Here is a 15126-nt window from a genome sequence, read left to right as displayed (position 1 = left end):
GACCAGCGCTGACCTACGCTGACCCCCATGGCCCCGGACTCCCCACCCGACCGCGATCCCGACAGCGACTTCCAGGCGGTCGGGATCGACGACGACACCCGGCTGGTCTACCGGTACGTGCTGGCCCAGGGCACGGTCCGGGTGGAGGACGTGGCGCAGGGCGTGCCGTTGGAGGGCACCGACTTCGCCGGGATGCTGGCGCGGCTGCGCGCGGCCGGGCTGATCAACCGCACCAGCGGGAGCGACGGCGAGTACACGGCCGTGGACCCGCGCGTGGCGCTGCGGGCGCTGACCGACCGGACGGCGGCGCAGCTCGACCGGGTCCGCTCCACCATCCCGGATCTGGCCGGCCTGTTCGAGCAGACCGCCGACGTCGCCGGCTCGGGCGCGGGCGTGCACGTCATCGACGACCCGGCGCTGATCGGCGCCTGGTACACGCGCATGCAGCACGAGGTGACTGCCGAGTTCCTGGCGTTCGACCGGCCGCCGTACGTGCTGGCGGACGAGAACCCCGTCGAGCCGCTCGCACTGGCGCGCGGGGTCCAGTGGCGGGCCGTGTACGCGGCGGAGGTGCTGGACCTGCCGGGTGCCTGGGCGGAGCTGCGGCACGCGGCGTCGGCGGGCGAGCAGGCGCGGATCGCGCGGACGCTGCCCACCAAGCTGGCGATCGCCGACCGGCGCACCGCGCTGGTCAGCACGGACCTCGACCCGCAGCACCCCGCCGCCGTCGTGGTCGAGGGCGGCCCGCTGGTGGACCTGCTCGTCGCCGCGTTCGAGGCGGCGTGGGCCGACGCCGTGGAGATCCCCGCCGGCGACACCCTGGAGGGCGCCGCTCCCCCGGACCGCGGGCCGAACAAGGACGACCGGGCGCTGCTCGCGCTGCTCGGCTCCGGGGCCAAGGACGAGGCGATCGCGCGGGAGCTCGGCCTGTCGGAGCGGACCCTGCGCCGCCGCAGCGCCGACCTGATGCGCCGCCTCGGCGCGGCCAACCGGTTCCAGGCGGGGGTGCAGGCGGTCCGCAAGGGGTGGCTCTAGAGGCCGGGGTGAAAAATGCCCTGGCGCGTGACGTCCGTGTAAACACTTGCGGCCGGTACCGGCCAGTGGCCGCATCCGGCCATCTCACCCATTGCTCACGTAGGGTAGCGCGGGCTAGACAGCCCTCATGCAACCTCTGCCCTCCGGCCGTCGCCGGGGTCTCCTCCTCGGGAGCACCCTCGTCTCGGCCTCACTGGTCCTGTCACCGGGTACCGCCGTCGCGGCCCCGGACGTCGCACGCGACGCCGACCCGGTGCGCGTCATCATCGAGCTCGACTCCCCCACGGCCGCCGACGTCGTCGGCCAGGAGGCAGTCGCCACCGCGCGGAGCGGTTCCGGCTCCGCGCGCGCCCGCAGCGCCTTCGCCGCCGACTACCGGGCCGCCGTCGAGACCGTCGAGGACGCGCAGGAGGGCGTCACCTCCTGGGCCGTGCGCCAGGACATCCACCTGGACGACACCGAGTCGGTCACCGGCCTGCTGTCCGCCGTCGTCGCCACCGTCGACCCCGCGGACCTCGCCGAGCTGCGCGACGCCCCCGGCGTCGCGCGCGTCACCGAGGACGCCCCCGTGCGGATCCTGGGCGACGAGGCGAACATCCCCGCCACCGGCGCACCCGAGGTCTGGGAGCGCGAGGACGCCGGCGGCGCGCCGGTCACCGGTGACGGCCGCACCGTCGCGATCATCGACACGGGCATCGACTACACGCTGGCCGACCTGGGCGGCGGGTTCGGCCCGGGCCACCGCGTGGCCGACGGGTACGACTTCGTCAACGACGACGCCGACCCCATGGACGACCACATGCACGGCACGCACGTGGCCGGCATCGTCGGCGCCGGCGGGGCCAACCTGACCGGCATGGCGCCCGACGTGACGCTCACGGCCTGGAAGGCCATGGACGCCAACGGCGGCGGCACCACCGAGGACCTGCTCCTCGCGCTCGAGGCCGCGACGAACCCGCTGGGCGACTACCCGGCCGACGTCGTGAACATGAGCCTCGGCACGCCGGGCGACGGCACCGACCCGCTGGGCCGCGCCTCCACCGCCGCGGTGCGGCAGGGCGTCGTGGTCGTGGCCGCGGCCGGCAATGCCGGACCGTACGACCAGACCGTGAGCTCACCGGCGGCCGCCGAGGGCGTCATCGCGGTGGGCGCGCAGGTCACCGGCGTGTCCGACCCGACGCTGACGCTGGCCGGCGCCCGCCGGGGCGACGCGCCCCGTCCGCTGGACGTCACGCGCTTCCCGATGTCGGCCAACCCGCCGGCCAAGGGCCTCACGGCCCGCCTGGTCGACGTCGGCGACGGCTTCGACGAGGAGGACTACGAGCAGGCGGGCGACGTGCGCGGCGCGATCGTCGTCATGCAGAGCATGACCGCGACCTCCCTGGGCCAGGTCCAGGGCCCGCACCTGCTGCAGGCGCAGCTCGCCGAGGAGCACGGCGCCGTCGGCGCCCTGCTCTACACGCCGAGCCCGACCGACCCGGCCGGGGACGACGGCGGCGCCGGCCCGCAGGGGTCCGCGAACATCCTGGCGGGCGGCGGGTTCGACCTGCGCCGCGAGTCGCTGGTGATGATGAACATCTCCTCGGCGCAGTACCAGACCTTCAAGGCCGAGGTCGCGGCCGGCACCGCGCGCGGCACCATCGGCTCGGTCGACCGGACCGACACGATCACGGACTTCAGCTCCCGTGGCCCGAGCGACGCCATGACGCTCAAGCCCGAGATCGTGGCCCCCGGCTTCGAGATCATGTCCGACATCCCCGCCATGTTCGGCGTGGACGGCGACCGGTACCGCATGTCCGGCACGTCGATGGCCGCCCCGCACGTCGCGGGCGCCGCCGCCCTGCTCGCGCAGGCCCGCCCCGAGCAGACCGCGGAGCAGCTCCGCGCGACCCTCATCGGCAGCGCGCAGGAGCTGGGGTCCGACGACGCCGAGGTGTCGCCGTCCGCCCAGGGTGCCGGCAAGCTCGACGTCGCCGCCGCCGTGGACCAGCAGGTCACCGCCTCGCCCGACGCCGTCTCGCTCGGCCTCGCCGACATGGGCACCAAGCCGGCCCACACCAGCACGGTCGTGCTGCGCAACTCCGGCACCAAGGCCGTGACCGTGAAGCTGGCGGCCGAGCCCGCCGCGACGAGCACCGGCAAGGCCGAGCTCTCGGCGCGCCAGGTCAAGATCCCGGCCGGCCGCAGCGCGTCGGTCGACCTCACCGTCACGCCCGACACCAGCGGCCCCGCCGCCGGCTCGGTCGACGGCGAGACCTCCGGCGTCGTCGTGGGCACCGTCTCGGACGGCAGCACCGTGCGCGTCCCGTACGCCACGTACGTGCGGCCGCTCCAGGTGCAGTCCTCGCCGTCGCTGGCGACCAAGGCCACCGACGTCTTCGTCTACACGCCGATGGCGCCCGAGGCGGCGCCGACGGTCCGGGCCACGGCCCCGTCGGGCGAGCAGTACACCGCGGCGCTCTCCGCCGTCGGCAGCAGCCCCGGCTGGTACCGCGGCACGGTGCCGCTGGACGAGCCCGGCACCTACGCGCTCGACGCCCGGGCGACCGTCACCGGGCGCACCCTGACCGGCAGCGGCGGCGTGCAGTCCGAGGGCGCCGACCAGCCCGGCGCGTGGGAGCAGGTCGGCCTGTCGGGCGCGGCCCGCGAGCTGGCCACGTCGCCGACCTCCCCCGGCACCGGCCTCGCCATGGCCGGCACGGGCGTGCACCCCTTCGTCACCACCGACCACGGCGCCACCTGGGAGCGGGTGCGCAGCATGCCCGTGGCCGACGGCTGGGGCATCCCCGTGGCCGACACGACCACGCCCGGCGGGTTCTACGTCGGCCTGAACGGCGCGGCCGGCCGGGTCACCCTCGACCCGAGCTACAACGGCCGCATCGTGCACACGGCCGACGCCGGCCAGACCTGGACGGTGCTGCCGTTCCCGGACGTCGCCATCCGCGAGCTCGTCGCCCACGGCGACGCACTGGCCGCGGTCACCGACGACGGCCTCTATCTCAGCAGGGACGGCGGCCAGCGCTGGCGCCGCGTGGCCCCGCAGTGGGACGGCCTCGTCGCCGGCGCCGCGTTCGCGGGCGACGACCTGCTGATCGCCACCTACGACGGCGTCTACCGCGTCGCGGGCGTCCTCGACGGCGGCAGCGAGGTCACCCAGCCCTACGTGACCACCGACTACCGTGACCGCCCGCAGGGCGTCGTGGCCGAGGGGTCCAGCGCGGTGCTGGTCCGCGGCGACGGCGTTGCGCTCACCTCGACGGACTCCGGGGCGACCTGGACGGAGGGCGCCGACACCGAGCAGTCCTACGTCACCGTCACCACGCTGACCGACGGCACCGTGTACGCCTCGGGCCTGTCGTCCTACAGCACGAGCACCGACCTCGGGCAGACGTGGCAGACCCACCCGCTGCCCGTGCGCGGCCCGCTCGCCACCGACGTCGACCACTGGCCGGGCACCCCCGCCGGTCAGATCGTCATGTCGATGGAGAACGCCGGCATCTTCACCACCGACGACGGCCGCGAGTGGACCAAGGCCGGGGTCTCCGGCTCCGACGTGTCCGGCGTGCACGCCGGTGTCGACGCCGACGGCGAGCCCGTGCTGCGGGCCGTCGACTTCGAGGGCCTGCACCAGCGCTCCGTGGCCGACCTGACCCCGGACGAGCAGAACTGGGGCTCGATCGGCGCCGAGGGCGTCATCGGCCGGCAGGTCTCCGAGGTCGCGCAGTCGCCGCTCGGCGACCGCACCGTCTGGGCGATCGGCACCAACGCGTTCGGCGGCGGCCGCATCCTGACGGCGGGCGCCGGCCAGACCGACGCGGACCTCACGCAGGTGGGCCCGACGGGCGGCTTCAGCCCGACGGCGCTGGCCGTGTCCCCGCACGACGAGGGCACCGTGGCCGTGGGCTACACGTCCCTCGTGGACACCGGCCTCATGGTCTCGACCGACGGGTTCGAGACGTGGACCAGCTACGCGCACGAGGTGCTGGTGCAGCAGGTCGTCATGGACCCGGTGGACGAGGACCGGCTGTGGCTGGCGACGTCGTCCGGCCTGTACCGGTCCGACGACCTGGGCCGGACGATCACGCGGCTCACCAAGGACGAGGCGCGGTCGGTCTGGGTCGACCCCGCCGACACGGACCACGTGGTGATCGGTGAGACGCCGGGCATCCGGGTCAGCACGGACGGCGGCGCGACCTTCGCGGACGCCGAGGTGCCGAACACGTCCGCCGCGGTGGGCACGTTCGTGGCCGTCGAGGTGCCGGACGGCCCGGCCGCGGGCACCGAGCTCCTGGTCGCGGGCGCGGCGCGCTGGCGCCCGTACGGCCTGGCGGCCAACGGCGCGGGCGTCCTCGTCTCGGCCGACGGCGGCGCCACGTGGGCGTCGGCGTCGGGCGGCCTGACGGCGATGTCGGTGCGGTCCCTGGCCGTGAGCGCCGACGGCGCCTGGGTCTACGCCGGGGCCGACGAGGGCGGTGTGCACCGCACCGCGGTCAGCGCCCTGGTGCCGGCCGACGCGCTGCCCGCGGCGACCAGCACGCAGATCAAGGCGCCGTCCTCGGTCCGCCCGCTGGAGCCGTTCCTGGTCAAGGTCACCGTGTCAGCCGACGACGCCACGCCGTCGGGCCGGGTGACCGTGACGGTGGGCCAGGACGGCGACCGCCACCCGTACGAGCGCACCGTGAAGCTGCGCGGTGGCCGGGCCGACGTCCTGGTCCCGCCGCTGCTGCGGTCCGGCGAGTACACGATCACGGCCGAGTACGGCGGCGCCGAGGACCTGGGAGCCTCGGAGGCGACGGCAGATCTGGAGGTCAAGCGGCGCTGATGCGCTGGGCCAGGGCCTGGCCGGGTGGTCGGTAGAAGGTCAGGTGGTCGGCAGCTCGAGCTGCCGACCACCTGACCTTCTGCCGACCAACCGCATCAGGGCTGCTCGCCGCGCTCCGCGCCGGACGCGGTGGCAGGGTGAGCGCATGACGACTCCTCCCGCGGTACGTGGCACGGTCCCTGACGTCGACGCCGTCCTCGCGCCCCTGACCGGGATGCTGACCGGCCTGCGCGACACGTACGTGGACCTGCACGAGCACCCGGAGCTCTCGTACCAGGAGACCCGGACGGCGTCGGTGGTCGCCGAGCGCCTCGCGTCCGCCGGCTACGTGGTGCACACGGGCATCGGCGGGACGGGCGTCGCGGGCGTGCTGGCCAACGGCGACGGCCCCTGCGTGCTGCTGCGCGCCGACATAGACGCGCTGCCCGTCACCGAGGACACCGGGCTCCCCTACGCCAGCACTGTCCGCACCACCACGGCCGACGGCGTCGAGTCGGGCGTGATGCACGCCTGCGGGCACGACGTGCACGTCACCGCCCTGCTCGGCGCGGCCGACGTGCTGGCCCAGGGGCGGTCGCAGTGGTCGGGCACGCTGGTGGTCGTGTTCCAGCCCGCCGAAGAGCTCGGCACGGGCGCCCGCGCCATGGTCGACGACGGCCTGTACGACCTCGTGCCCCGGCCCGACATCGTGCTGGGACAGCACGTCGCGCCCGTCGCGGCGGGGCTGCTGGGAGTACACGGCGGCCCGGCGTTCGCGGGCACGGACCTCCTGGGCATCCGGCTGATCGGGCGCGGCGGCCACGGCTCGCGGCCGGAGGCCACGGTGGACCCGGTCGTGATGGCGGCATCGACGGTGATGCGCCTGCAGACCATCGTGTCCCGCGAGGTCGCGGCCGGGGAGTCCGCCGTCGTCACGGTGGGCACCCTCCAGGCCGGCACCAAGGAGAACATCATCGCGGACGACGCCCGCCTCGGCGTGAACATCCGCTCCTTCGACGAGGCGGTGCGGGGCCGGGTCCTGGCCGCCGTCGAGCGGATCGTGCACGCCGAGGCCGACGCCGCGGGAGCCCCGCAGCCCCCGGAGATCGTCCCCGGCGAGTCGTTCCCGCCGCTGGTCAACGACCCGGCGGAGACCGAACGCACGCGCGGCGCCCTGGCAGCGCACTTCGGTGCAGAGCGCGTCATCGACCCGGGCCCCGTCTCGGGCAGCGAGGACGTCGGCGTGCTGGCCACCGCCGTCGGTGTGCCGATCGTCTACTGGCTGCTCGGCGGCTGGGACCCGGCCGCGTTCTTCGCCGCGCAGCAGGCGGGCACGACGGACCGCGACATCCCGTCCAACCACTCGCCGAGGTTCGCCCCCGTGCCGCACCCGACCCTGGAGACGGGCGTGACGGCGCTGGTCGTGGCGGCCCTGGACCGCCTGGAGTCACCGAGCGGGGCCTGAGGCGCTGTCTTGGCCGCGCGGGGCGAGGCCTACTCCCCCAGGTAGGTAACGGAGAGTGCACAATGTTCACTCTCCGTTACCTACCCCGCGGCGTACCCCTTTGCCCCGCACCTCGCTCGTCATCCCGCCGCTGCGGCACTGCTCGCTCCCGCGCTTCTCAACCACGCCCGGCCATGGTTGGCTTCGGCCCGTGGAAATCATCGTGACCAGCGTCGTCGCCGTCGTCGGAACCCTGCTCGGCTCGCTCGCGACCCACTACTTCCAGCGCCGCAACCGCGCCGACGCGGAACGTTTCGAACGCGGCGAGCGCCTGCGCCAGGAGCGGGTCAGCGCGTACACGACGTTCGGCGGCGCGCTGGTCAACCTGCGCCGGGTACAGATCGACCGCTGGTTCGCCGAGCACCACGAACGCGGCGGCGACCCGGAGGTCCTCAGGTACGAGGCCTACCGGATGCGGACGAGCGCACTAGAGGCGCTCTTCCGAGTCCAGCTCGTGACGGAGTCCAAGGATCTGATCGCACTGGGCCAGCAGGCGATGGACGACATCGACCTCCTCACTTCCGACCTCCCGGCCGAGGATCTCCCGAGTGCTCGCGACGTGGCCAAGTCGAGCATCTTTCGTTTCGTCGAGGCGGCCCGCAAGCACGTCGAGGTGGCGTAGCGCGCAAGCCGGCTACCAGACATCGACAATCACGTCGACCCAGAAGTTCGAATCATCCGAGAGGGTTGGATCAATCTCTCGGAACCGCCCGAGGACACCCGCGCACAGGTCCTGGTACACGCCATACGGTTCGGGGAACCCTTCACGCAGCCGCCCGTCTTTCCACGCGGCAATCTCGGCCACCCCTGCTCGCTCCTGCTCGTCCGCAAGAAGCGGCAGCAGCCAGTGCCAGCGCCAGGCGCACTCGACCAGTGCCGCGAGCGTCGAGTTCACCGCCGTGGCCTGTTCCGTAGCGAACACAGGGAATGCCACGACTTCGCCGCTCTCCTCCACCGCGGCCAGTTGCGTGTCCCCGCACGACCCGAGCAGATAGACTCCCCGACCGCCGGGCCCCGGTACAGCGTCGGCGGACTCCTGCGGCTCGCCCACCACACCCGAGAGTTCATCGGTTCTCCCGGGCGGAAGACCGTGTTCCCTCAGCGCTGTCTTTCCCTCAACGGGGAGGCGCCAGGACATCAGCTGCGTATATCGGTCATCAGACGCATCGCTTCCACGCGTCAGCTCCCCGAGGGGCGCATCAAGGATCCGATCCACCCTCCGCCGTGTCTCGGACGAATCCAAGGTTTCCTCCCGACAGTTGCCCCATCTATCCGCCGAAGGCTATCCGCCGGATGCTCGAGAGCGCATTGTCTCCGCGCTCGAAGCTCCATGAGAGGGAGGCATTGGTGAACCTCGACATCCGACCGGCACATTCGTGCCCAGCCGTCGTGCAGAAGTTGCGCTCCGAATAGATTGCCGTCACATTTTTCGGGTCGATTCCGATGCTGTCCAGGAAATCATCCGCGTGCGCTTCGGAGTGCGCGCCCTTGACCGAGTTCGTGAAGGCCAGGTTGGCTGACTTCCCGTTCGGCAGGGAGACACTGTAGATCGCGACGTTCTGACCGGACGGGATACCCGCCTGCTGGCGGTGCTTGATCGCGATCCCGCTCAGCTCGGTCGATCCGTACCCGACCGGGCCGCACTCGGCGTTGTGGACGACTACCGGCGTGTTGCCCGCATACGCGAAATAGGTGTGGTCGCGGTCGACCGTGAGGTTGTGGACCGTCGCCCGCTCACGCCTGACCTCGACATCGGCGACCTGGACCCAGGTGCCCGCGCTCGTCCTGAGCCAGTCACCGGACCGGAGGTCGATCGCGTCGACCCAGCCCCGCTCGGACGGTTCCCAGAACGGATGACCGTCGGTCGCGACGATCTTCTGCTTGTCGCCGTCGTGACCCTTGACGGTCACCGTGACCAGCGTCTTCTCGCCGCTGCCGGTGATGTGCGCAGTGACCAGGCGTGCACCGACCGACATGCCGGTCTCCTGGTTGGCGGCGCGCACCTCGTCGCCCGGCATGACGTCCTCGATCGGCTTCCGTGTGCCGTCCGCGAGGAGCACCAGAGTGCCAGGCACGAAGCTGTTGACGGGACAACTCGGCGCCGGTTCATCGACCTTTCCTGAGTCGCCCTTGCCTGTCGTATCAGCCTTCTTCTTCGCCGCCTGCGCCCGCGCCTTCGCCTTGGCCTCCGCCGCGAGCTGCTTGACCTTCGCATCAGCCGCAGCCTTGGCCTTGGCCGCCTTCGCCGCGGCCTCACGCGCGGCCTTCGCCGCCGCGGCCTTGGCCGCCTCCGCCGCCTGTTTCGCCTTCTTGGCGCCCGACAGGACCTTCTGCGCCCACCTCAGCTCGCTGGAGAAGGTCATCACGGCCTTGCCGGCCTTGTAGATGGCCTCGCCGATCTTGGCCGCCTTGAAGATCTTGCCCCAGGGCAGCGCGCCGACCACGAGCATCACGCACGCGCCGAGGTCGCCGTTCAGGCAGTTCATCAGATCGTTGATCCCCAGGAACTCCATGAGGATCTGCCCGCCGGCCTCCAGGATGACGTCGAGCATCGACTTGCCCTGGAGCTGCTGTGCCTTGGCGATGTCCTCGGCGCTCGGACCCTCGACCTCGGCGCCCGGGTCGTTCGGGTTGGACGTGGTGCCCGCACCAGTCGGGCTCTCGACCGTGCCGCCACCCGTGGGCCCCTCGATCTCCCGCTCACCCGTCGGGTCCGTGAACACCATCGGGTTGTTGCCCGCGTACGCGTACGGCGACGAGCCGATCGGCTGCGCCCCCGCCGGGTCCATGGTCGAGAACCGCCCCGTGCCCGGGTCGTAGTTACGCGCCCGCATCGCGTAGTTGCCCTCGCCCGTGGTCGGGTCGAGGTACGCACCGGCGAACCGCATCGGGTTCTTGATCTCGTCCAGCGGCTTGGCGTCCGCGAGCGGTCCGACGGCGGCCAACGGCTTGGCGTCACCCGACTTCGCATCGCCCGAGGGCTCCGCCGAACCGGCCGAGCCCTTACCCGCAGCCCCAGCCATCGTCCCCGCCAGCGTCTCCCCCTGCCGCGGGTTGCCGAACGGGTCGTAGTCGTAGCCCTCCTCGACCTGACCGTCGGCCGACAGCATGTTCGCCACGCCGCCCAGCCAGTCGTGCGTGTACGAGTGCGCCCCGCCCTGCGCCTCCAGCAGCGCCAGCGGTTCGTCCGTCGGACCGTAGGCGAAGGCCTGCCGTCCCTGCACCACGCCGTTCACGTCGGTCAGCGTGTCGACGGCGATGTTCTCCAGCGACCCGTTGACGTCCCACGACCAGTGCCGCGTGGAGGCGCCGGCCCCGACGCCCGTGATCGCGTCGAGCCGCATGCGCGTCGCGTCGTAGGTGTAGGTGGTCTGGACCCCGCCGACGGTCGCCTTGGCCAGCGTGCTGTCGAGGTTGTACTCGAGGCGGTCGTCGCCCGCACGTGTCTGGTTGCCCAGCACGTCGTACTCGTACTCCTTGCGCTCCACCGTGGGCCGGCCGTCCTCCTTGCCGACCGTCACCTCGCGCTGCAGCTGGCTCGCGTGGTCGTAGGTGTACCGGGTCAGGTCGGAGCCCGCCGAGCCAGTGCGTTTCTGCTCGGTCCGGTTGCCCAGCAGGTCGTACTCGTAGGAGATCCGGCCCGCGTCCTTGCTCTTCTTTCCGCACTCCTTGGCCGCGTAGCAGGCCGTCGTCACGCGGTTCGCGTCGTCGTACGCGTAGGAGACCGCCTCGGTGACGCCGCCGCGCGTCGTCTTCACGTGGGTCGGGTTGCCCACCGCGTCGAGCGTGAGGTCGAACGCCGAGACCGGGTCCTGCACCCCGTCGACGGGGTCCCCGGTGCGCTCGGTGCCGATCGAGGTCAGGCGGCCGGCGTCGTCGTACGCGCGTTCCTCGGTCAGGCCGGTGGCGGCCGGGAGGGTGGTCGCCGTCCGCCGTCCGGCGATGTCGTAGGCGTACTCCCAGCGGGCGCTGCTGCCGCCCATGGAACCGCCGGCCGCCGTCGTGGAGGCGAGGCGCGAGTCGTCGTCGTACGTCGAGGTGATCTTCGTGCCGTCGGGGTAGGCGCGCTCGGTGATGTTGCCGCGCTGGTCGTACCCGTAGGTGAAGGTCTCGTCGGCCTGGTTGGCCTCCTCGCGGAGCACCTTGGTGATCTGGTCCTCGTCGTCGTACGTCACCGTGCGCACACCCAGCGGGTCGCCGTACGACGTCGTCCGGTCCTTCGCGTCGTAGCCGTACGTGTACTCGGGCCCGCCCGAGCCGACCTGCTGGCTGGTCAGGCGGCTGCGCAGGTCGTACACCGAGGTGATCGTGCGCTCGGCCCGCTCGGCGTCGCTCAGGTCCTCCAGGTCCTCGCGCCGGTCGGTCGTGATCGCCGTGAGCGCGTTCGACTCGGCGTCGTACGTCGTGTGCGTGGTGCGGCCGAGCGGGTCGGTCGAGGCGACGGGGCGGCCCGCCTCGTCGTACCGCACGCCGCTGCGCCCGCCCTGCGGGTCGCGGACGCCGACCACGCGGCCGTCGTCGTCGTAGGCGAGCACCGTCGCGAAGGCCTGCGAGAACAGCGGCAGCTTGGGCGCGTCCGGCTGGCGCACGTGGCTGATCTGGTCGTCGTCGCGGTAGGCGACGTAGGTGGTGCCGCCGCGCGCGTCGGTCACCTCGGTCGGGCGGCTGTTCTGGTCGTAGGTCGTGGACGTCGTGTTGCCGAGCGGGTCGATCTCCCGCACGCGGTTGCCGGCCAGGTCGTACTCGTAGCGCGTGGTGAACCGGGCCTTGTCGGCGCCGTCGACGTTCCCGCGCGGCTCGGTCACCGACGCGAGCAGCCCGTCGTCCGTGTAGGTGTACGTCGTGATGCCGCCTACCGGCGAAGTCTCCTTGATCTTGTTGCCGGCCGCGTCGTACTCGGTGCGGGTGGTCTTGTTCCCCGCGTCGGTGCGCTCGGTCTGCCGCCCGTTCTTGTCGTACCCCATCGTGGTGGTGCGGCCCTTGGTGTCCGTGACCGAGTCCACCTGGCCGGTGTTGCCGCGCTCGAAGCTGGACGTCTTGTTCAGCTCGTTGATCGACGCCGTCGTGCGGTCCAGCGCGTCGACCTTGATGTCCCGGTCCACGTGCTCGCCGCCCGGGTACGGCATGCGCATCCGGATCGGGTTGTCGTTGGCGTCGTAGAAGTACTCGGTGGTGAAGTCCGCCCTCTCCGCACCCGGCACGTTGCCGCGCGGCGACGTCACCGTCTTGACCAGGCCCTTCGCGTCATACGTGTACGACGTCGTCAGGTCGTCGCCCTTCATCACGACGCTCTCGGTCTGGCGCCGTCCGGCGTCGGTGTAGCCGAACGTCATCACCCGGCCGCCGGCCTCCACCTTCGACTGCAGGCCGTTGTCCAGGTAGGAGAAGGTGCTGACGACGCCCTCGGGCGAGATCTCCTTCGCGAGCCGGCCGACGTCGTCGTACAGCGAGCGCCAGCCGTGGGTCTTGCCCGGCTCGTCGACGCGCACCACGCGGTCCTGCTCGTCGTAGGTCGTCTCGATCGTGTAGTGCCGCCGGTCGCGCGGGTTGCCGGTGCCGCGCGGGTCCGTCGCGGCGACCTGCCGGCCCGTCCGGTCGTACCGGTACTCGCTGCGCCGCCCCTCCGGCGAGACGACGGCGGTCAGCAGCCCGGCGTTCTCCGCGCCGTCCGGCAGGTACTCGTAGCGCGTGACCTTGTCGCGCTGGTCGGTCGTGGAGGTGCGCAGGCCCCGGTCGTCGTAGGCGTGCTCGACGTCGTTGCCCTCGGCGTCGACGCTGCGGACCAGCTCGTCGAACTCGTTGTACGTGTTCTTCCAGACGTTGCCCTTGGCGTCGGTGAACTCGATCGGGTTGTTCCGGTCGTCGTACTTGGTCTTCTCGTCGAAGCCCTGCGGCGCCACGGCCTGCGTCGGGTTGCCCCGCCCGTCGAACTCGACCACGTGCTGGTACTGGTTGCCGTTGACCACGAGGTTGCGGTCCAGGCGCTTGTTGTACCGGTGGTTGTCGGCGTCGCCGGTGCTGCGCTGGCTGTAGAGCAGCACGTTGTCGTGGTAGCCGTCGTAGATCGAGACGTCGTCGGCGTCGGTGCTGCGCGCCTCCTGCTTGTCGGCGTCCCAGGCGAACGACATCTGGGCCCCGACGCCGTCCCGCTGCGCCACGACGCGCCCGTCGTCGCCGTACTCGTTGTGCACGGCCACGACCTCGTGCGGGTCCACGATCTCGGTGAGCAGGCCCTCGGCGTCGTACCGGTACTCCCAGCCGTTCCCGCGGGCGTCCTTGACCTTCGCCAGGAGGCCGCCGGCGTACTCGAACCGCACCTGACGGCGGTCCGGGAGCGCGATCCTCCGGATCAGCCCGTCGGTGAGCTCCGCGACGGCGGTGCGCCCCGAGGCGTCCGTGATCCGGACGTCGTCGCGGTCCTCGTCCCTGCCCTTGTCATCGACCTCGACGTACTCCAGGCGGACGCCGTCGTCGCGCGGGCTGAGCACCGCCGTGAGCCGGCCGTCCGCGCCGAACCGGTACGTGACCTGCCGCGGCGTGACCAGCTCCCAGCCCTCACCGGCGCGCTTGAGATCCGAGCGCACGCCCGGCGGGCGGGTGTACCCGTCGCCGTCCGGCTCGTAGAGCGCCTCGGCGCCGTCCTCGGCGCGCACGATGACGCCGTCGTCCGTCTCCGTGACGCGCATGTCGTACGACCACGCCCAGCCGACGCCGAACGGCCCCTGGCGGTTGTTCGCCGAGGAGTACGTGCGCGCGCTGCCGAACGAGATGCCGTACGACGCCATCTGCAGGTCCCGCTCGACGCGTACGAACGCGCCGGTCCCGCTGTTGACCCCCACGCCGCGCTGCGCCTGCCCGACGGCGGTCGGCGCCAGCGCGTTCTCGCACCCGCAGCCGGCCGCCTGGTCGTCCGGGATGCCGGGCGGCAGAATCGTCGCCCGCGCCTTCGAGGTGCCCGACGGCTCGGAGACCACCTCGTCGCCGCCCGGCAGCACCGCCGCGACGGTGACGAAGTAGTCCTTGCCCTCCTCCAGCTCCCAGCCGTCCTCGGCGCCGAACGAACGGCAGAAGTCGGCGGCGCCGCAGAACCGCGGTCCCTCCAGCTCCGCGCGGGTCAGCCGCACCGACTCCTGCTCGGTCTGGTCGTCGCCCTCGTACAGCCGCACGACGGCGGCGGTCCAGTCCGGGTCGACGTCACCGGTGGAGAAGTACAGGACCAGGGACGTGTCGCCGAGCACGAAGCCCGGGCGCAGGTCGATCTCGGCGAAGCCGGCCGCGGCGGCGCTCGCCCGCGTGGCGGTCGGCGCCGTGAGCGCGCGCCACCTCGTCGGCGTGACCTCGGCCGGCCCGCCCTCGGCGGACACGGACTCCGGCACCACCGGCGGGCGCTCGTCCTCGGCATAGGCGGTGGAGCGCCGCACGCCGTCCGGCATCGCGCGGTCGGCCGGGCCCTCGCCCGCCGTGGCCTGTGGCACCGCGGCCGACGCGCTCTCCGCCCGCACTTCCGGTGCGACGGCGATCAGCAGGGTCGCCGAGAAACCGACGGCCACCCCCATCGCCAGCCAGCGTCGCATCAGCCAGGTGCTGGCCAGGTGGTGTGCACGTGCCTCGGACATCGCCAACCCCCGTGTTGGTGTTTCCTGAGCAGTTCCGGAACGTTCGTTTCCGAGCAGTTTCCTGGGTGCTTACCCGACACCGAGTGTGATCATGCTGAACGCGTCCTACAACTGGTTTATCCGGCTTTTCCTGTTCATATGCATTTAGTAGCCATGAAAAGCGCAGGTCA

At 72.2% G+C, this 15126-nt stretch carries 6 protein-coding genes; 4 read left to right on the top strand and 2 right to left on the bottom strand.

Annotation, left to right across the window (positions count from 1 at the left end; translation table 11 throughout):
* Window positions 1–27: 27 nt before the first annotated feature.
* The 4 genes from H291_RS0111645 (at window position 28) to H291_RS0111630 (ending at window position 7962) form a co-directional block, all read left to right on the top strand.
* Window positions 28–1035 carry a helix-turn-helix domain-containing protein gene (locus H291_RS0111645; protein ID WP_020015173.1) on the top strand — a complete coding sequence of 336 codons (1008 nt, stop codon included), beginning with the start codon at window positions 28–30 and terminating at the stop codon, window positions 1033–1035.
* 127 nt (window positions 1036–1162) lie between these two features.
* Complete coding sequence (locus H291_RS29670; RefSeq protein WP_020015172.1) at window positions 1163–5857, top strand: S8 family serine peptidase; 4695 nt, start codon at window positions 1163–1165, stop codon at window positions 5855–5857.
* A 214-nt stretch (window positions 5858–6071) separates the two neighbouring features.
* The gene (locus H291_RS0111635) at window positions 6072–7301 is read left to right on the top strand and encodes an amidohydrolase (RefSeq protein ID WP_020015171.1); all 1230 of its coding nucleotides are present in this window, start codon (window positions 6072–6074) and stop codon (window positions 7299–7301) included.
* 190 nt (window positions 7302–7491) lie between these two features.
* Complete coding sequence (locus tag H291_RS0111630) at window positions 7492–7962, top strand: hypothetical protein (protein ID WP_026365656.1); 471 nt, start codon at window positions 7492–7494, stop codon at window positions 7960–7962.
* Between the two features lie 12 nt (window positions 7963–7974).
* Here the strand turns inward: H291_RS0111630 and H291_RS0111625 are convergent, their stop codons facing one another.
* Entirely contained in the window at window positions 7975–8478 is a 504-nt protein-coding gene (locus H291_RS0111625; protein ID WP_157236823.1) for an SUKH-4 family immunity protein, read from the bottom strand.
* 130 nt (window positions 8479–8608) lie between these two features.
* Complete coding sequence (locus tag H291_RS0111620) at window positions 8609–14956, bottom strand: polymorphic toxin-type HINT domain-containing protein (protein ID WP_020015168.1); 6348 nt, start codon at window positions 14954–14956, stop codon at window positions 8609–8611.
* Between the last annotated feature and the right edge of the window lie 170 nt (window positions 14957–15126).

It is taken from the genome of Promicromonospora sukumoe 327MFSha3.1 (assembly GCF_000385135.1).
Lineage (GTDB): Bacteria > Actinomycetota > Actinomycetes > Actinomycetales > Cellulomonadaceae > Promicromonospora > Promicromonospora sukumoe_B.
The sequence above is the reverse complement of the archived record's forward strand: the minus strand, read 5'-3'. Positions and strand labels throughout refer to the sequence as shown.